The sequence below is a fragment of the Streptomyces sp. NPDC059957 genome, assembly GCF_042730015.1.
In the GTDB taxonomy this organism is placed as follows: domain Bacteria; phylum Actinomycetota; class Actinomycetes; order Streptomycetales; family Streptomycetaceae; genus Streptomyces.
This window is the reverse complement of sequence record NZ_JBHWMB010000010.1, coordinates 101,005-117,956: the sequence shown is the minus strand read 5'-3', so window position 1 is coordinate 117,956 and position 16,952 is coordinate 101,005. Positions and strand designations below refer to the sequence as shown.

14 protein-coding genes are annotated in these 16,952 nt (G+C 72.9%); 6 read left to right on the top strand and 8 right to left on the bottom strand.

The window, feature by feature from the left end; translation table 11 throughout:
- The first annotated feature begins 272 nt into the window (after positions 1-272).
- On the top strand, positions 273-1,928 hold the full coding sequence (locus ACFWBW_RS09710; RefSeq protein WP_385370068.1) for a GMC oxidoreductase: 1,656 nt from the start codon (positions 273-275) through the stop codon (positions 1,926-1,928).
- 82 nt (positions 1,929-2,010) lie between these two features.
- Here the strand turns inward: ACFWBW_RS09710 and ACFWBW_RS09705 are convergent, their stop codons facing one another.
- The 5 genes from ACFWBW_RS09705 to ACFWBW_RS09685 all read right to left on the bottom strand — a co-directional run bounded on the left by ACFWBW_RS09705 (position 2,011) and on the right by ACFWBW_RS09685 (position 6,099).
- Positions 2,011-2,490 carry a carboxymuconolactone decarboxylase family protein gene (locus ACFWBW_RS09705; protein WP_385370066.1) on the bottom strand — a complete coding sequence of 160 codons (480 nt, stop codon included), beginning with the start codon at positions 2,488-2,490 and terminating at the stop codon, positions 2,011-2,013.
- Complete coding sequence (locus ACFWBW_RS09700; protein ID WP_385370064.1) at positions 2,487-3,569, bottom strand: dihydrodipicolinate reductase; 1,083 nt, start codon at positions 3,567-3,569, stop codon at positions 2,487-2,489. The genes ACFWBW_RS09705 and ACFWBW_RS09700 overlap by 4 nt, the downstream gene beginning before the upstream one ends.
- 64 nt (positions 3,570-3,633) lie before the next feature.
- Positions 3,634-3,798 (bottom strand): DUF6126 family protein, encoded by a 165-nt coding sequence (locus ACFWBW_RS09695; RefSeq protein ID WP_385370062.1) that lies wholly within the window; start codon positions 3,796-3,798, stop codon positions 3,634-3,636.
- A 17-nt stretch (positions 3,799-3,815) separates the two neighbouring features.
- Positions 3,816-4,487 carry a helix-turn-helix domain-containing protein gene (locus ACFWBW_RS09690; protein WP_385370060.1) on the bottom strand — a complete coding sequence of 224 codons (672 nt, stop codon included), beginning with the start codon at positions 4,485-4,487 and terminating at the stop codon, positions 3,816-3,818.
- 61 nt (positions 4,488-4,548) lie between these two features.
- On the bottom strand, positions 4,549-6,099 hold the full coding sequence (locus tag ACFWBW_RS09685) for an ATP-dependent DNA ligase (RefSeq protein ID WP_385370058.1): 1,551 nt from the start codon (positions 6,097-6,099) through the stop codon (positions 4,549-4,551).
- A 298-nt stretch (positions 6,100-6,397) separates the two neighbouring features.
- Here ACFWBW_RS09685 and ACFWBW_RS09680 point away from each other — a divergent pair, with 298 nt between their 5' ends.
- The 3 genes from ACFWBW_RS09680 to ACFWBW_RS09670 all read left to right on the top strand — a co-directional run bounded on the left by ACFWBW_RS09680 (position 6,398) and on the right by ACFWBW_RS09670 (position 11,185).
- On the top strand, positions 6,398-9,130 hold the full coding sequence (locus ACFWBW_RS09680) for an alpha/beta fold hydrolase (protein ID WP_385370056.1): 2,733 nt from the start codon (positions 6,398-6,400) through the stop codon (positions 9,128-9,130).
- A 65-nt stretch (positions 9,131-9,195) separates the two neighbouring features.
- Complete coding sequence (locus tag ACFWBW_RS09675; RefSeq protein WP_385370138.1) at positions 9,196-10,065, top strand: ABC transporter permease; 870 nt, start codon at positions 9,196-9,198, stop codon at positions 10,063-10,065.
- A 214-nt stretch (positions 10,066-10,279) separates the two neighbouring features.
- Positions 10,280-11,185 (top strand): carbonic anhydrase, encoded by a 906-nt coding sequence (locus ACFWBW_RS09670; RefSeq protein WP_385370054.1) that lies wholly within the window; start codon positions 10,280-10,282, stop codon positions 11,183-11,185.
- Positions 11,186-11,199: 14 nt separating this feature from the next.
- Here ACFWBW_RS09670 and ACFWBW_RS09665 read toward each other — a convergent pair whose 3' ends face one another.
- Positions 11,200-12,147, bottom strand: a complete 948-nt coding sequence (locus ACFWBW_RS09665) for an aldo/keto reductase (protein WP_385370052.1) — start codon at positions 12,145-12,147, stop codon at positions 11,200-11,202.
- 238 nt (positions 12,148-12,385) lie between these two features.
- Here ACFWBW_RS09665 and ACFWBW_RS09660 point away from each other — a divergent pair, with 238 nt between their 5' ends.
- Positions 12,386-13,510 carry a substrate-binding domain-containing protein gene (locus ACFWBW_RS09660; RefSeq protein ID WP_385370050.1) on the top strand — a complete coding sequence of 375 codons (1,125 nt, stop codon included), beginning with the start codon at positions 12,386-12,388 and terminating at the stop codon, positions 13,508-13,510.
- Between the two features lie 420 nt (positions 13,511-13,930).
- Positions 13,931-14,923: a hydroxyacid dehydrogenase gene (locus ACFWBW_RS09655; protein WP_385370048.1), complete on the top strand. Its 993-nt coding sequence runs from the start codon at positions 13,931-13,933 to the stop codon at positions 14,921-14,923.
- Here the strand turns inward: ACFWBW_RS09655 and ACFWBW_RS09650 are convergent.
- Positions 14,911-15,711: a sugar phosphate isomerase/epimerase family protein gene (locus ACFWBW_RS09650; protein ID WP_385370046.1), complete on the bottom strand. Its 801-nt coding sequence runs from the start codon at positions 15,709-15,711 to the stop codon at positions 14,911-14,913. The two genes, ACFWBW_RS09655 and ACFWBW_RS09650, sit on opposite strands and share 13 nt — an antisense overlap.
- Entirely contained in the window at positions 15,708-16,805 is a 1,098-nt protein-coding gene (locus ACFWBW_RS09645) for a LacI family DNA-binding transcriptional regulator (RefSeq protein WP_385370044.1), read from the bottom strand. The genes ACFWBW_RS09650 and ACFWBW_RS09645 overlap by 4 nt, the downstream gene beginning before the upstream one ends.
- Positions 16,806-16,952 lie beyond the last annotated feature (147 nt).

Genomic DNA, 16,952 nt, shown 5'->3' with positions numbered 1-16,952 from the left:
AACGCGTTCGACTTCTGACGTGGTGGATTCGAGCGGACCCGCCCCGCCCGAGGGCGCCCTCCCCGGGGCACTTCCGTCACTCCGGGAGCACCGGTCATCCACAGCGGGTCGTCGTTCCCAGCATCCGATGGGACCTTCACTCCCTTCCACAGGCCGCGAATCGGCACGCCCGACGGCCGCCTCCGACGAAAGATGCCTTGACGTATCTAGTGACTTCGCAAGCACTCGGCAGTAGAACTCGTTCTCATTCCGCCTAGAGTGAGGAAGCTCACATGAGCGACAAAGGCCTGCACAAAACCAACCAGAACGGCGTCTCGCGTCGAGGATTTCTCGGTAGAACGGGTTCCATCCTGGGCGCAATGGCCCTTGCCGGTCAGATCGCCCCGTCTCAGGCCCAGGCCGCCACGGCCGGCGCGGCCGCCGCCGGCCCCATCGACAACGGAGCGCACGTACCGGCCCTCGTGATCGGTACCGGGTACGGCGGTTCCGTCGCCGCCCTGCGGCTCGCCCAGGCCGGCGTCGACGTCCACATGATCGAAATGGGCATGGCCTGGGACACCCCCGGCTCGGACGGCAAGATCTTCTGCAACACGACCACCCCGGACTACCGCGCCTACTGGCTCCGCACCAAGACCAAGGCACCGCTGAGCAACTTCCTGGGCTTCCCCATCGACAAGGCGGTCCCGCGCTACACCGGCATCCTGGACGCCGAGGAGATGGGCGGGATCATCGTCTACCAGGGCCGCGGCGTCGGCGGCGGCTCGCTGGTCAACGGCGGCATGGCGGTCACCCCGAAGCGCGCGAACTTCGCGGGCGTCCTGCCGACCGTGAACGCGGACGAGATGTACGACACCTACTACCCGCGCGCCAACGCGGGCCTCGGGGTCAGCCTCATCGACCCGGCTTGGTTCGAGAGCGTCGACTGCTACCAGTTCTCCCGCGTCGGCCGCAAGCACGCCCAGCGCTCCGGGTTCCCCTTCGTCTTCGTCCCCGACGTATACGACTGGGACTACATGAAGCAGGAGGCGGCCGGGACCGTCCCCAAGTCCGCCGTCGCGGGCGAGATCCTCTACGGCAACAACGCCGGCAAGAAGTCCCTCCAGCAGACCTACATCGCCCAGGCGAAGGCCACCGGCAAGGTCACCATCTCGCCCCTGCACAAGGTGACTTCGGTCTCCCCGGCCTCCGGCGGCGGGTACACGGTCGTCATCGACCAGATCAACACCACGGGCGACACCGTCGGCACGAAGACCGTCGTCGCGGACAAGGTGTTCTTCGCGGCCGGCAGCGTCGGCACCAGCAAACTGCTCGTCCGGCTCAAGGCGACCGGCGCCCTGCCCAACCTGAACAACGAGATCGGCAAGGGCTGGGGCGACAACGGCAACGTCATGTGCGGCCGGGCGAACCACATGTGGGACGCCACCGGCAAGGTGCAGGCCTCCATCCCCTGCGGCGGCATCGACAACTGGGACGCGGGCGGCGCGTTCGCCGAGGTGGCGCCGCTGCCGACCGGCATCGAGACGTACGCCTCGTTCTACCTGTCGATCACGAAGAACCCGAACCGCGCGCAGTTCACGTACAACGCCGCGACGGGCGGGGTCGAGCTGAACTGGCAGACGGCGTGGAAGGCGCCGTCCATCGCGATGGCGAAGACCATCTTCGACAAGATCAACTCGAAGGAGGGGACGATCTACCGGACCGACCTCTTCGGCACCAACAAGATCTGGGGCGACCACCTCACCTACCACCCGCTCGGCGGCGCGGTCCTGGACAAGGCCACCGACAACTACGGCCGTCTGCACGGCTACACCGGCCTGTACGTCATCGACGGCGCGCTGATCCCCGGCAACACCAGCGTCAACCCGTTCGTCACCATCACGGCGCTCGCGGAGCGCAACATCGAGAAGATCATCGCCACCGACCTGTAGGGGCGGCGGAGCACACGAAGACCGGGGCCGTCGGATTCTCCGACGGCCCCGGATCCGTGTGCCCGCGGCACGCGCTCCGCGCTCAGTGGCCCGGCAGCACGCAGACGCTGTCGAGGCCGAGCACGTGGTTGAGCCGGCCGAAAGCCAGCCAGGAGCCGATGCTCATCGTCAGCTCCACGATCTCCACCTGGCTGTAGCGGGCCGTCATCCGCTCCCAGAACTCCTCGTCCAGGCCGTGGTGGTCCAGGCAGTACCGCTCCGCGTACTCCGCCGCGAGCCGGGTGCGCTCGTCGAAGGCCTCCGTGGTGCGCCAGTCGGTGACGGCCTCCGGGAACTCGTCCTCGACCTTCTCCCCGTCCCGGTCGGTGCGCCAGTCCAGGCAGAAGATGCAGCCGTTGATCTGCGCGACGCGGAGCCGTGCCGCTTCGAACTCCCGCAGCCCCAGGGTGGTGTGGGCGTAGACCGACAGCGAGAAGTTGGCGGCGGCCATCCCGATGCCGGGTACCAGGTCGCCCCACACGTACTCGATGGGGTGCTGGCCTTCGGGGATGTCGATCCTCATGACAGTTTCCTTCCGAGTTTGCCGACGGCGGGGCGCAGGGGGACGTCCAGGGCGTCGTAGAGCCCCGGTTCGGCTTCCACCAGCCAGTCGATGGCTCCTACGAGGCGTCCGACGGCGGTGGCGTTGCCGCCGGCGGAGCGGTTCTCGCCCTCGTCGGTGGCCTCGATGGTGACCTCGATGTGCGGACGGCCCTCGATGATCACCCGGTGGGCGCCGTCGCCGCCGTCGGGCGGGGTCGGCCAGTCGGGGGCGCAGGAGGCGTGGATGCGGGTGACGTGCTCGATGACGATGCGGGGTTCGCCCTCGACGATCCCCTGCACCTCGAAGCGGACGGCGCCCTGGGTGCCTCCCCCGAACTCCCCCATCGTGCGCGTGGTGACGGTGGTGTCGAGGGCGCGGCGCTCCACCGTCTCGCGGATGTCGTCGAGTTCGACGCCCAGCGCCCGGGCCATCATCCGTATCTGCCCGCCCCAGACCATGGTCGGGATGGACGGCATGAGCATCATCGGTTCGTAGTCCATGGGCTGGCCCATGCCGATGAGGTAGCGGACGGAGTCGGGCTGGTCGTAGGTGGAGTAGTCGAAGATCTCCTGGCAGCGGATGACGTCGATGCGGGTGCCGAGCCCGCTGAGCAGCAGCGGGAGCACGTCGTTGCCCCAGCCGGGGTCGACGCCGGACGCGAAGAGCGAACCGCCGCCCTCCGCGACCGCGGCTGTCACCGGATCGAGGAACTCCGGTGGGGCGCTGCGGTAGTCGTAGAGCGGATAGAGGGCGGGGCTCACGACGACGGCCCCGGAGCGGATCGCCCGGGTGATGTCGGCGAGCGCGTCGTCGGGGCGGATGTCGCCGGACGCCGCGTAGACGACCGCCTGTGGACGGGCCGCCAGGACCGCCTCTATGTCGTCGGTGGCCGCGACGCCCGTCTCGTAGTCGAGTTCGCCGAGTTCACCGGCGTCGCGGCCGACCTTTTCTGGATTGTGGACGATGACGGCGGCCAACTTCAGCGCCGGATGGGCCTCTACGGCACGGATGGCCAAACGGCCGACGTTGCCGGTACCCCAGACAACCGTGGAAATCATGCGCGGAGGGTAGCTTCAGGACCTGTAGGTTCCTAGAGCCGTGTACGGAAATTCCGGCCCGCTGTCACTGGTTTTGCGCACCGAGGACAAAGAGCAAGTACACGAAGAATGCGAACAGATGACCTACAAACAAGTAGGCGATGAGTCGGATGATGAGACCGCGCGGGAACTTCGACTGCTGTGCTTGCTGCGTGCCCTGCGCGTCCTGCGCGTCCTGCGTTTCGGACATGGCGTACGGCTCCTCGCCTAGCGGTGGTGTGTGGTCGTGCCGGAGCCGGTGCCGCCGCCGAGGCACAGGCCGGCGAGGCTGCTCTGCAGCAGGGTGTGGACGAACAGCAGTTCCGCCCCGGCGGCCGAGGCCGCTCCGATCCGGTGCGCGGTGAGCGAGTCGAAGTGGGCGCTGTCCCCGCGCTCCAGCAGGTACTCGGCCTCCCCCAGGTGCAGCCGCAGCCGGCCCTGGAGCACGTACAGCCACTCCTCCCCCGGATGTACGCGGACCAGCTCGCCCTGACCACCGCTGTGCGGGACGCGCACGCGCAGCGCCTGCATCCCGCGGCCGGAGCCGCCGGCCTGCCAGTAGGTCCAGCCGTCCGCCTCGCGGGCACCCGGACCGCCGGCCCGTACGATGGGATCGGCGACGGCCGTGGTCTCCCCGAGCAGCTCCGAGACGGTCGTGCCGTACGTACGGGCGAGCCCGAGCAGCAGCGGCAGCGAGGGCTGGCGGCGGCCGGTCTCCAGTCGCGACAGGTGCGCCGGCGAGAGCCGGGCCCGGGCGGCGGCGGCCTCCAGGGTGAGCCCGGACCGGCGGCGCAGATCGCGCAGCTGCGGGGCCACGGTGGGCAGATCGGCTTCCGGGGCGGTGTCGCCGGGGGCTGGTTCGGCCGCTTCGCCGGGGCCGGGGGCAGGACCGGTTGTCATGCCCCGATTGAGCCAGATCCTTACCTCCCTGGCAATCCGCCTTGCCTCTGAGGCAAATCCCTTATGCTGCCCCGCCCGGTCCGGGCGGGCCGCCGAGCACCGTCTCCACCGTGTCCGCGTCCTGCGCCCGCTTGTCGGGGCGGTGCCGCAGGACGCGCGCGAAGCGCAGGGCGACCCCGGCCGGGTAGCGCGGGGAGCGCTGCAGGCCGTCGTAGGCGATCTCCACCACCAGTTCGGGGCGCACCCGGACCGTGTGGCCGTCGTCCTCGACCGCGAGGTCGCCGAGCCGGTCGGTCTGCCAGCGCAGCATCTCGTCGGTGAGTCCCTTGAAGGTCTTGCCGAGCATCGCGTAGCCGCCGTCGGCGGTCCGGGCGCCCAGGTGCAGATTGGACAGGAGGCCGGTGCGCCGGCCGTGGCCCCGCTCCACGGCGAGCACCACCAGGTCCAAGGTGTGCACCGGCTTCACCTTGAGCCAGTGTTTGCCGCGCCGGCCGGCCGCGTAGGTGGAGTCGAGGGCCTTGAACATCACGCCCTCGTGCCCCCGGCTCAGGGTCCGCGTCCAGAACTCCTGCGCCTCGGCCGCCTGCCCCGCCGGGTCCTCGACCACGAGCCGGCCGACCCGCCACTCCTCCGGCACCAGGGCGGTGAGCTCCGCGTACCGTTCGCGCACCGGCAGGTCGAGGAGCACGCGGTCGCCCGCCGCCAGCACGTCGAAGAAGTAGGGGACGACCGGGAGGTTCCGGCGGGCGGCCCCGACGTCGGCGCGGGAGCCGACCCGGCTCGCCACCTCCTGGAACGGCACCGGCCGCCCGTCCGCGGGAGACCGTCCGATGACCTCCCCGTCGAGGATGAACCGGTCCCCCGGAAAGGACCGCGCCAGCTCGGCCACCTCCGGCAGCCGGTCGGTGATCTCGTCGAGGGAGCGCGTGTACACCCGTACCTCGTCCCCCTCGCGGTGGACCTGCACCCGGATCCCGTCGAGCTTCTCCTCCACGGCGCACGGTCCGGTCGCGGCCAGGGCCTCGGCCACCGACTTCGCGGTGTTCGCCAGCATCGGCTGGACGGGCTGCCCCACGCGCAGGGTGACCTCGCGCAGGGCCTCCGCCCCGTCCGCGAGCACGGCCGCCGCCACCCGGGGCAGGGACCCGTCGAGCATGGCGGCCCGGCGCAGGGCGGCCGCGGGCACCCCGGCCGCGGCGGCCACCCCCTCCAGGGCCACGGCGTCGAGCGCGCCCTGGCGCACCTCCCCGCCGAGCAGGCTGCGCAGGAACCGCTGTTCGGCCGCGGTGGCGGCGCCGAGCAGAGCGTCCAGGATCCGGCGGCGCTCGGCCTGGGCGCCGGCCCCGGACACGGCGGCGAACCGGGTCACGGCCTCGTCGACGGCGGTCACGGTCAGGGTGGGTTCGGCGGCCGGTTCGGTCTCCCCGGCGAGCGCGCGCCAGCCGATCCCTGGGCGGCCCTGCGGGAGCCGCCCGGCCAGGTAGGAGACGACCAGGGCCGCTTCCCCGGCGGGCGCGGCGGCGAACAGCTCCGCGAGCAGGGCCGTCTTCCCCGACCGGGCGGAGGTTTCGGAGACCTCCCGGGACACGCGCGCGACCTCGGCGAGCAGCATGCGGCCATCCTCCCGCCGAGCGCCTCCCGGCGCAGCCCGGCGGCACGTCCAGCCTCGCGGGCGTTCGAGGCGCGGGATCTGGGGCGGAGCCCCTCACCCGGCGGAGCCGCAGAATGCCGCACAGCCGGGAAGGGGCAGGGCGGGGCGGTGGGCGGGGGGAGACCACACCCCACCTGGCCCGCAGCCCCACACGTACCGCAGGCGCGGTATGCCGATCGGTCGGCGTAGTCCTTGAGGACGGCTGGAGTTCAGTCTGCGGGAGCGCGGCCACGGGCGGCCTGGCGCTTAGGGTTCCCGTATGAAGCTCCGACTGCCCCGGCGCCGCCGAAGCCGCCTGCTCGCGGGCGCCGCCGCGCTCGCCGTCGTCGCGGGGGCGGGCACCCTCACGGCCGCCGCCGCGGCCGGCGACGCCCCGTCCGTGCGCCGCGAGGACAAGGTCCTCGACATGCCCGGCGCCGGGATCGACATCTCGTACTTCACTGCCGGAGAGGACGGCGGGCGCAGCCGGCCCGCCGTGCTCCTCGCCCACGGTTTCGGCGGCAGCAAGGAGGACATGCGGCCGCAGGCCGAGCGCCTCGCCCGCGACGGCTACGCCGTGCTCACCTGGTCGGCGCGCGGCTTCGGCCGCTCCGGCGGGAAGATCGGGCTGAACGACCCCGAGTACGAGGTCAAGGACGTCTCCCGGCTGATCGACTGGATCGCCGCCCGCCCCGGGGTGCGCCTCGACGCGGCCGGAGATCCGCGCGTCGGAGTCGCGGGCGGCTCCTACGGCGGCGCGATCTCGCTGCTCGCAGCCGGGAACGACCCGCGCGTGGACGCCATCGCCCCCTCGATCACCTACTGGAACCTCGCGGACTCCCTCTTCCCAGGCGGCGTCTTCAAGAAGCTGTGGGCGGGCCTCTTCTTCACCACCGGTTCCGCGGGCGGGCTGCAGCCGGGCGCCTCCGCCCAGGGCGCCGCCCCGCAGGCGGCCCCGGCCGCGCCCGGCTGCGGACGCTTCCAGCCGGAGCTGTGCGCCATGTACGAACGGGTCGCGGTGGCGGGCAAGCCCGACCCCGAGGCCCGCGCGCTGCTGGAGCGGCGCAGTCCCTCGGCGGTCGGCGGTGCCATCAAGGTGCCGACCCTGATCACGCAGGGCCAGGACGACTCCCTCTTCCCGCTGGACCAGGCCGATGCCATGGCCCGGGCGATCGCCGCCAACGGCGCGCCCGTCTCCGTGGACTGGGCGGCCGGCGGTCACGACGGCGGCATGCGCGAGGCGGACCGCGTCGAGGACCGGGTGAAGACCTGGTTCGACCGCTACCTCAAGGACGACGCGTCCGTGGACACCGGCCCCGCCTTCCGCGTCTCGCGCTCCGGCGGCATCGACTCCACCGACGGCCAGGTCACGCTGCGCGGAGCGAGCGGCTCCACCTATCCCGGGCTGGTGTCCGGGCCGCGCGAGTTCGCCCTGGCCGGCCGGGAGCAGACCTTCGCCAACCCGGCGGGCGGGGCGCCGCCCGCGCTGTCCGCGCTGCCGGGCATCGGCGGGCAGCTCGCCGCCCTCGGAGGCGGCCTCTCGCTGGACTTCCCCGGGCAGAACGCCCGGTTCGACTCGGAGCCGCTGACCGGGGAGACCCGGATCACCGGGACCCCGACCATCACCCTGAAGGTGAGGTCTACGGCTGAGGACGGTTCGGCCGTCCTGTTCGGCAAGGTGTACGACGTCAGCCCCGACGGGCGCCGGCAGGTACTGCCCAGTCAGCTGGTGGCCCCGGTGCGGGTGGAGGGCGCGCAGCAGGACAAGACCGTCGAGCTGCGGCTCCCCGCGATCGACCACGCGGTCGAGGCCGGGCACCGGCTGCGGCTCGTCGTCGCCGCCACCGACCTCGGCTACGGCTCCCCGGCCGCGCCGGCCTCCTACACCGTCTCGGCGCAGGGCCCGCTGGCCGTGCCCGTCGCGGACGGGGTGCGCACGGCGTCCTCCGGGCTGCCCGCCTGGACCTGGTGGATGCCGCTCGGGGCCGCGCTGCTGGCCGCGGCGCTGGTGGGGATCCGCAGGACCGGCCGGGGCCCGGGCGGTCCGGAGAAGGGCGGTACGCGGCCCGGCGGAACGAAGCCCGACCCGGCACTGGCCGACGTACCGCTGGAGATCACGGGGCTGACCAAGCGCTATGCCAAGGCGCAGGACCGCTACGCCGTACGGGACCTGTCCTTCCGGGTGGAGAAGGGGCAGGTGCTCGGACTGCTCGGGCCCAACGGCGCGGGCAAGACCACGACCCTGCGGATGCTGATGGGCCTGATCACTCCGGATGCCGGCGAGATCCGGGTCTTCGGGCACCAGGTACGGGCCGGCGCGCCCGTGCTGTCCCGGGTCGGGGCGTTCGTCGAGGGCGCCGGCTTCCTGCCGCACCTGACCGGGCGCGCCAACCTGGAGCTGTACTGGCAGGCCACGGGCCGCCCCGCCGGGGACTCCCACATGGAGGAGGCCCTGGAGATCGCCGGGCTCGGCGACGCGCTGGAGCGGGCGGTGCGCACGTACTCGCAGGGCATGCGCCAGCGCCTCGCGATCGCCCAGGCCATGCTCGGCATGCCGGACCTGCTGATCCTCGACGAGCCGACCAACGGTCTGGACCCGCCGCAGATCCGCGAGATGCGCGACGTGATGATCCGGTACGCGGCCGGCGGGCGGACGGTCATCGTCTCCAGCCACCTGCTGTCGGAGGTCGAGCAGTCCTGCACGCACCTGGTGGTCATGGACCGCGGCCGGCTCGTCCAGGCGGGCGAGGTCGCCGAGATCACCGGCGGCGGGGACGTCCTGCTGGTGTCGCTGGCCGAGCCGGTGGACGAGGCGGTCGTCGGGAAGATCGCCGCTCTGGAGGGAGTGGAGTCCGTGGCGAGCGCCGAGGACGGTCTGCTCGTACGGCTGGACGGCGCGAGCGCCGCCGAGCTGATCGCCGAACTCGTACGGCTGGAGGTGCCGGTGTCGGGAGTGGGACCGCACCGGCGGCTGGAAGACGCGTTCCTCACCCTGATCGGAGGCGCGGCATGAACACCGTGACGGACGTGAACGCGAACGCGGGCCCGCCCGCGGACTCGCCCTCGAACGGCGACGTGATGCCGGACGGCATCGGCCGCGAGGTCGCCCACGGCTACCGGGCGAACCGGACGCTGCCGCTGCGCGTGGAGGCGCTGCGGCAGTGGCGCCGGCGGCGGACGCTGGTGATGGGCGGGATCCTGGCCGCCCTGCCGTTCATCCTGATGATCGCCTTCGCGGTCGGCGGCGGCCCGGGCAGCCGCGGTGGCGGCGACGGCCGGATCACCCTCATCGACACGGCGACGGCCTCGGGCGCGAACTTCGCGGCCACCTGTCTGTTCGTGTCGGCCGGGTTCCTGCTGGTGGTGCCGGTGGCGCTGTTCTGCGGGGACACGGTGGCCTCGGAGGCCAACTGGTCCTCGCTGCGCTACCTGCTGGCCTCGCCCGTGCCCCGGGCCCGGCTGCTGTGGAGCAAGCTGGTGGTGGCGCTCGGGTTCAGTCTGGCCGCGATGGTCCTGCTGCCACTGGTGGCGCTCGCGGCGGGTACGGCGGCCTACGGGTGGGGGCCGCTGGAGCTCCCCGCGGGCGGCTCGCTGCCGGCCGGTGACACGGTCGGGCGGCTCGCGATCGCCGTGGCGTTCGTCTTCGTGTCGCAGCTGGTCACGGCCGGGCTGGCGTTCTGGCTGTCGACACGGACGGACGCACCGCTGGGCGCGGTGGGCGGGGCGGTCGGGCTGACGATCGTCGGCAACGTGCTGGACGCGGTGACGGCGCTGGGGTCCTGGCGGGAGTTCCTGCCGGCGCACTGGCAGTTCGCATGGGCCGACGCCTTGCAGCCGCAGCTGGAGTGGGGCGGAATGATCAAGGGCACGGTGGTGTCCGTGTCGTACGCGGTGGTGCTGTTCGCGCTCGCGTTCCGCGGGTTCGCCCGCAAGGACATCGTGTCCTGAGGTCCGGTGACCGAAGCCGGGGATTCGGGATCCGGGATCCGGGATCCGGGATCCGGCCCGCGGGGCCGTGCGACGACGCACGGCCCCGTTCGGCCGTCGGGGGCCAACCCGGGCGGACCCGCGTGTGCCTGCCGCCGCGGCGGCCCGTACCCCCCAAGAATCGCCTCGGTCAGGACGTACGGACGCGTCCGAACGGCACCGAGGGGTACGACCGATGGACAGAGCAGGACTTCCGCCTCGCAGGTTCGTACTGACGGGCGGCCTCACGGCCGCCGCGGCCCTGCTCACGGGGTGCTCGGCGAAGAGCGCCCCGAAGCGGACGACGGCCGCGCCCGAGCCTCGGCCCAGCACCCCCGAGGGCGCGTACAGCCGCCTGCTGGAGGGCAACAAGCGCTGGGTGAGCGGCAGCCTCAACCACCCCGACCGGGATCCGGACCGCCGTGAGCTGGTGGCGCAGGCGCAGGATCCGTACGGCGTGATCCTGGCGTGCATCGACTCCCGGGTGCCGCCGGAGCTGCTCTTCGACACCGGGCTCGGCGACCTGTTCGTACTGCGCACGGGCGGGCAGGCGGTCGGCCCGGTGGTGACCGGGTCGGTGGAGTTCGGGCCGATGACGGCGGGCACCCCGCTGATCATGGTCCTCGGGCACCAGCGCTGCGGGGCCATCGACGCCTCGTACAAGGCGCTGCGGGACGGCAACCCGCTGCCCGGCAACCTGCGGGCGATCGAGAAGGCGCTGGTGCCGGCGTACGAGCTGACGGTCAAGGACCCCGGCGCCGACCCGGTCGACACGATGATCCGCAATCAGATCAAGGTGACCGCCGACGAACTGCGGGCCAACGCGGATCTGGCACCCCTGGTGGAGAAGGGCTCGCTGGCCGTGGTCGGCGCCTACTACTCGCTGGACACCGGTCAGGTGGAGGTGCTGACGGGGGCGCCGACGGGCAGCGCTTCCGCCAGCCCGTCGGCCAGTGCCTCCGGGAGCGCTTCGCCGAGCGCGTCGGAGTCGGCATCGGCGTCGGCGTCGGCGTCGGAATCCGCATCCGCTTCTGCCTCTGCCTCTGCCTCCGCCTCACCGTCGGATTCCGCTTCCGTCAGTCCGTCGCCCGACGCCTCCTGAGGAAGGCGCCCGGGTCAGCCGACGTCCCCCGCGACGGCGTCGACCTCCGCCAGGAGTTCGGCGTCGAGCGGCCGGTCGGCGACGGCCGCGTTGGCCCGTACCTGCTCGGCGGAGGTGGCGCCCGCGATGACGGAGGCACAGCCGGGCTGGGCGGAGAGCCAGCCGATGGCGAGTTCCAGGACGGTGCGCCCGTGCTTGTCGGCGAGCGCCGCCAGGGCTTCCACGATGTCGAGGCGCTCGTCGGTGAGGTAGGAGTCGCGCCCTTCGAGGCGGGAGCCCGCGGGGACGGGAGCGCCCCTGCGGATCTTGCCGGTCAGCAGCCCGTTCGCCAGCGGGAAGTACGGCAGCACGCCGACCCCGTAGTGGAGGGCGGCCGGGACGAGCTCGCGCTCCGCCGACCGCTCGAGCAGCGACCATTCGTTCTGGGCCGATACGAAGGGTGCCGCGCCGGTATCGCGGGCCACGTGGGCGGCTTCGGCGAGCTGCCAGCCGCTGAAGTTGGAGTGGCCGATATAGCGGATCTTGCCTTCGGCGACGAGTTCGGTGAGCGCGGCGAGGGTCTCCGCGATGGGAACGGCCGGGTCGGGGCTGTGGAGTTGGTAGAGGTCGATGTGGTCGGTCTGCAGGCGGGTCAGGGACGCTTCGACGGCGCGCCGGATGTAGGAGCGGCCGGCGCGGGAGCCGGCGGCGGGTCCGTAGCCCATGTCCACGCCGTCGTAGCCGAACTTGGTGGCGAGGACGACCCGGTCCCGGCGGCCCTTGAGGGCCTCGCCGAGGTGGGTTTCGGAGCCCCCGGCGCCCCCGTAGATGTCGGCGGTGTCGAGGAGGGTGATGCCCGCGTCGAGGGCGGCGTCGACGACGGTGCGCGTGGCCCGGGCGTCGAGGCGGCCGCCGAAATTGTTGCAGCCGAGCCCGATCGCCGACACCTGAAGACCTGAACTGCCCAGGGAGAGATGGCGCATGGTTTTCGTTCCTCCGCACTCGTCCGGCACATGATCGACCGAACGGCAGTCTAGGTCGCCGCCGATGCCCTGGGGCCGGCAGGCCGGTCTGCGGCATTCGGCGTGCGCGGGCGGCGGGCGGCGGGGGGCGGGAGCGGGGTGTTGTAGTTGACCGGATTCGATCGAATCGATCGTTTCGGTTTTCTGTGGTGGAATCGAGCACCACAGAAGCCGGACCGCGCAGACCGCAGGGGGATCCTTGAGACCACACGTCGACCAGCGCCAGGCCCGGGTGCTCGCCCTCGTCCGGGCCCGGGGCAGTGCCCGTGTCGCGGACCTCGCCGGCGAACTGGGGATCTCCCCGGTGACCCTGCGCCGGGACGTCGAAGCGATGGCGGAGCGGGGCGAGATCCAGCGGACGCACGGGGTGATCAGCCGGCTGGAGTCCGACCCGGTGGGCGCGGAGCCCGGCGCTGCGGGCTCGGAGGCGGGGCCGGACACGGCTACGGGCACGGGCACGGGCCGGGGCGGCGGCGGGCTGGTGATCGGGATGATCGTGCCGACCACCGAGTACTACTACGCCGACGTCGTACGGGGGGCCCGCGAGGTGGTCGAGGCGCGGGGCGCGCGGCTCACCGTGGGACTGACCCGGTACCTGGCGGGCGAGGACCGCACCCAGGCGGACCGGCTGCTGTCCACGGGGGCCGACGGCCTGCTGCTGACCCCTAACTGGGAGGCCGGAACACCCGGACCCGGCGAAGGGGCGTGGACGGCCGAACTGCCCGTGCCGGCCGTCCTGGTGGAGCGGTGGGCCCCGCCGGGGCATCCGGCCGCCTCCCTGGACCGGGTGGCCTCCGACCACGCGGACGGCGCGGCTCGGGCCGTGCGCCACCTGGCGGAACTGGGGCACAAGCGGATCGCGCTCGCCAGCCGGGAAACCCCTACGTCGGGGCGTCTTCGGGCCGGCTTCGCGGCGGCCGTGGCCACGCTCGGGCTGGAGCCGGCGCCGGCGTGGCCTGCGGCCGGGGCGGAGCCGCTCGCGGAGGCGGAGACCTTCGCCCGGACCGTGGACTACTTGTGCGCGGCGGTGGCCGAGGGGGGTGTGACCGCCGCCCTGATCCACAGCGATACGGACGCGATCATGCTGATCCCGCGGCTCCAGGCGCGCGGGGTACGGGTGCCGGAGGACCTTGCGGTGATCACGTACGACGACGAGGTGGCCGAACTGGCCGACGTCCCCCTGTCGGCGGTGGCGCCGGCCAAGCGCGAGGTGGGGGCGCGGGCGGCCGGAATGCTGCTGGACCGGCTGGAGGACCTCGGGGCGGGGCGGGAGGGGCCGCGTCAGCATCTGGATCTGCTTCCCCGGCTGACCATCCGGCCGTAGTCCCAGTAATCCTGGAAGCACAAGAACCACAGGTGTCCCGGCTTCGAGCCTCGAGCGCTCGCTTCACCTGTGCGTTTCGATTGAATTGCGGATTCTCCCTTGACGACATGATCGTCCGCACAAAGGATGACGCTTGCGAACAGCTCCGGAGCCGCCTCTTTGGGGAGTGGCGGCCCCGGGGCCCCACCGCCCCGTGGGGATCGGCTCGCTCCCGCCCACGTACCGTTCCCGCCCCCGTGTCGTTCATGGCGCCGTGTCGTTCCCGGCGCCGCGGCCGGGGTTTGTGACCATCGGGTCTTCGGATCTCACCGCTGGAGCCGTCAAGTGACTCACCCCGCCCCAGACTCCGCCCCCTCTCTCTTCCCCTCCTTCTCTCCCTCCCCTCTCACCGCGCCCCGCCGACCGGTCACCGTGCTCGCCATGAGCTCCGGGACCCGGGCCGCCGTCCTCGGTGACCGGATTCTTCCGGAGCTGGTCCGGGTCGCCGATGTGGACCCCGGGCTGCTCGTCACCGACTTCGGCGCCGCCCTTTCGGAGGAGGCCGTGCGGCAGCGGCTGGCCGTGGCCGAGGTCCTGTTCACCGGGTGGGGCTGCCCTCCGCTGGACGCGCGGGCGCTGGAGCTGATGCCCGAGCTCCGCGCGGTCGTGCATGCCGCCGGTAGCGTCAAACACCATGTGACCCCGGCCTGTTGGGCGCGGGGGCTGCTGGTCTCCAGCTCCGCCGCCGTGAACGCGCTGCCGGTCGCGGAGTACACGCTCGCCGCCATCCTGTTCGCCAACAAACGGGTACTGGACTCCGCGCACGCCTACCGGGCCGCCCGCGGCCACGTCGACCCGCTGCGGCACTTCCCCGCCGTCGGCAACTACCGCCGTACCGTCGGCCTGGTCGGTGCCTCCCTCATCGGCCGGCGCGTACTGGAGCTGCTGCGACCCTTCGACCTGCGGGTGCTCGTGCACGATCCGTACGCCGATCCGGCCGAGCTCGCCGCCCTCGGCGCCGAGGCCGTCACCCTGGACGAACTGCTCTCCCGCAGCGACGTGGTGAGCCTGCACGCTCCCGAACTGCCCGAGACCCGAAGGCTCCTGGACGCGTCCGGGCTTGCCCTGATGCCGGACGGGGCCACCCTCGTGAACACCGCGCGCGGCTCGCTCGTCGACACCGCGGCGCTGACCGAGGAGCTGGTCTCGGGGCGGTTGCACGCCGTGCTCGACCACACCGAGCCGGAGGTGCTGCCCGCCGACTCACCGCTGTACGACCTGCCCAACGTGCTGCTCACCCCCCACGTGGCCGGCTCCCTCGGCGGGGAGCTGGACCGGCTGGCGGCCTCGGCCGTCGAGGAACTGGAGCGCTACGCCGCGGGCCTCGGCTTCCGCCACGCCGTCGACCCGGACCGGCTCGGCTACTCGGCCTGACGGTCCGCCGCGCGGACCAGCCGCTCCAGGTACTCCCGGCCCGGCCCGAGCCGCTCCGGCAGTTCACCGGCTCCGGGATACCAGCGCTTCTCGTACTCCCAGCAGAGCCAGCCCCGCGGCGGCTGGAGTGCCACCGCCTCGGCGAGGGGCAGCGCTCCCCCGCCGAGCCCGATCGGGGTCAGCTCGCGCGCGGACGCCACGTCCTTGACCTGTGTGTAGCCCAGGTGCCCGGCGAGGGCCCGATTCGACTCCGCCGGCGACTCGCCCCCGAGCCAGGTGTGCAGTACGTCCCACAGCGCGCCCGCGCCCGGATGCGCGACCCGGTCGAGGACCCGGGCCGTGGCGGTCGCGGTGCGGTGCGAATCGTGGGTCTCCAGCAGGATCCGCACCCCGTGCCGCTCGGCGAAGGGCGCCGCGGCCAGGAGCCTGCGGACCGCGTGCCCGTCGGCTTCGGCCGGGGGCAGTTCACCGCCGCCGGGGAAGACCCGGACGTAGGGCGCTTCGAGGTCGGCGGCGAGCCGGACCAGGGCCTGGACCTCGGCGAGGACCGGCTCGTCGGGGCCGGCCGCGGCCACCCGGGCGTAGCCGGCGACTCCGAGGACTGCGACGCCCGCGGAGGTCAGGGTGCGCAGTCCGGCCGCGCGGTCGCCGGCGGGACTGCCGGGGTGCAGGGGTTCCTCGGGGTGGGCCCGCAGTTCGAGGCCTTCGTAGCCGTGCTCGGCGGCGAGGTCCGCGCTGCGCTCCAGCGGGGTTCCGGGCAGGCCGAGGGTGGAGAAGGCGTACCTCACGGTCGGTCCCCTTGGGTGGAGACGGACGGTCCGGCGGCGGGCGGTGGCGCGGTGGAGGCGCGCACCGTCAGCTCGGCGGGCAGCGTGGTGATGCCGCCGGGGGGCAGTGCTCTGCGGCCGGTGACGAGCTGGGCCGCGAGCACCCCGGCCTCGCGCAGCGGCACCCGGACGGTGGTGAGGGCGGGGGCGGTGTCGACGCAGACGGGCAGGTCGTCGAAGCCGGCGACAGAGACGTCCTCGGGTATCCGCAGGCCGGCCTCGCGCAGGGCTGCGGCGACCCCGGTGGCGACGGTGTCGTTGGCGGCGGCCACGGCGGTGAAGGGCGCTCCGCGGCGCAGCAGCTCACGGGTGGCGTCGTATCCGGCGGAGCGCTCGAACCCCGCGTTCACGGTGAGGCCGGCGCAGTGCGCGGGCAGTGCGCTGTCGTGGTCGCGCAGGGCGTCCTGGTGTCCGGCGAGGCGCTCCCGGGTGGTGCTCAGTCCGGGCGGGCCGGCCACGTAGGCGATGTGCCGGTGGCCGAGCGTCAGCAGGTGCTCGGTGAGTCTGAAGGCGCCGCCCCGGTCGTCGAACATGACGGTGGCGACGGGGAGCCCGGTGGGCATCGGCAGCGGGGGCCGCCCGCACAGCACCACCGGGGCGCCGGTGGCCGCGATGCGGGCGAGGCGGGCTGCGAGCGCCCGGGTGTGCTCCGGCTCCTCGACGGCGCCGCCGGTCAGGACGACCCCGCCGGCCCGCTGGCCCTCCAGGAGGGCGAGGTAGTCCAGCTCGGCGGCCGGGGCCCCCTCGGTGTTGCAGACGACGGCGAGCCGGCGCGCGCCGCCCTGTCCGCCGGGGGCGAGGGCGCTCTGCAGGGATCCGGCGAGGATCCCGAAGAAGCTGTCCGCGACGTCGTGCACGAGGACGCCGATCAGGTCCGAGGTCGCGGCGGCGAGGGCCCGTGCGGGGCCGTTCGCGATGTAGCCGAGGTCCTCGACGGCTCGCTCCACGCGGGTCCTGGTGCCGCCTGCCACCGGGTATCCGCCGTTCAGTACGCGCGAGACCGTGGCGGGCGATACGCCCGCGTGCGCCGCCACTTCGGCGAGTGTGACCGCCATCTTCCCCTCCTTCCGATCCGTCCCGGGTCATCGTCTCACCCGGTGTGTGGATCTCCATACTCGCCGAAAGAGAAAGCGCTTTCTATCACCCGTAAGAGTCTTGCATCGCGACAGCGCACGGCCCTAGCCTGATCGGAGAGAAAGCGC

Coding starts and splice junctions, on each gene's coding strand:
- ACFWBW_RS09710 (WP_385370068.1), top strand. CDS start 273: ATGAGCGACAAAGGCCTGCACAAAACCAACCAGAACGGCGTCTCGCGT.
- ACFWBW_RS09705 (WP_385370066.1), bottom strand. CDS start 2,490: ATGAGGATCGACATCCCCGAAGGCCAGCACCCCATCGAGTACGTGTGG.
- ACFWBW_RS09700 (WP_385370064.1), bottom strand. CDS start 3,569: ATGATTTCCACGGTTGTCTGGGGTACCGGCAACGTCGGCCGTTTGGCC.
- ACFWBW_RS09695 (WP_385370062.1), bottom strand. CDS start 3,798: ATGTCCGAAACGCAGGACGCGCAGGACGCGCAGGGCACGCAGCAAGCA.
- ACFWBW_RS09690 (WP_385370060.1), bottom strand. CDS start 4,487: ATGACAACCGGTCCTGCCCCCGGCCCCGGCGAAGCGGCCGAACCAGCC.
- ACFWBW_RS09685 (WP_385370058.1), bottom strand. CDS start 6,099: ATGCTGCTCGCCGAGGTCGCGCGCGTGTCCCGGGAGGTCTCCGAAACC.
- ACFWBW_RS09680 (WP_385370056.1), top strand. CDS start 6,398: ATGAAGCTCCGACTGCCCCGGCGCCGCCGAAGCCGCCTGCTCGCGGGC.
- ACFWBW_RS09675 (WP_385370138.1), top strand. CDS start 9,196: ATGCCGGACGGCATCGGCCGCGAGGTCGCCCACGGCTACCGGGCGAAC.
- ACFWBW_RS09670 (WP_385370054.1), top strand. CDS start 10,280: ATGGACAGAGCAGGACTTCCGCCTCGCAGGTTCGTACTGACGGGCGGC.
- ACFWBW_RS09665 (WP_385370052.1), bottom strand. CDS start 12,147: ATGCGCCATCTCTCCCTGGGCAGTTCAGGTCTTCAGGTGTCGGCGATC.
- ACFWBW_RS09655 (WP_385370048.1), top strand. CDS start 13,931: ATGAGCTCCGGGACCCGGGCCGCCGTCCTCGGTGACCGGATTCTTCCG.
- ACFWBW_RS09645 (WP_385370044.1), bottom strand. CDS start 16,805: ATGGCGGTCACACTCGCCGAAGTGGCGGCGCACGCGGGCGTATCGCCC.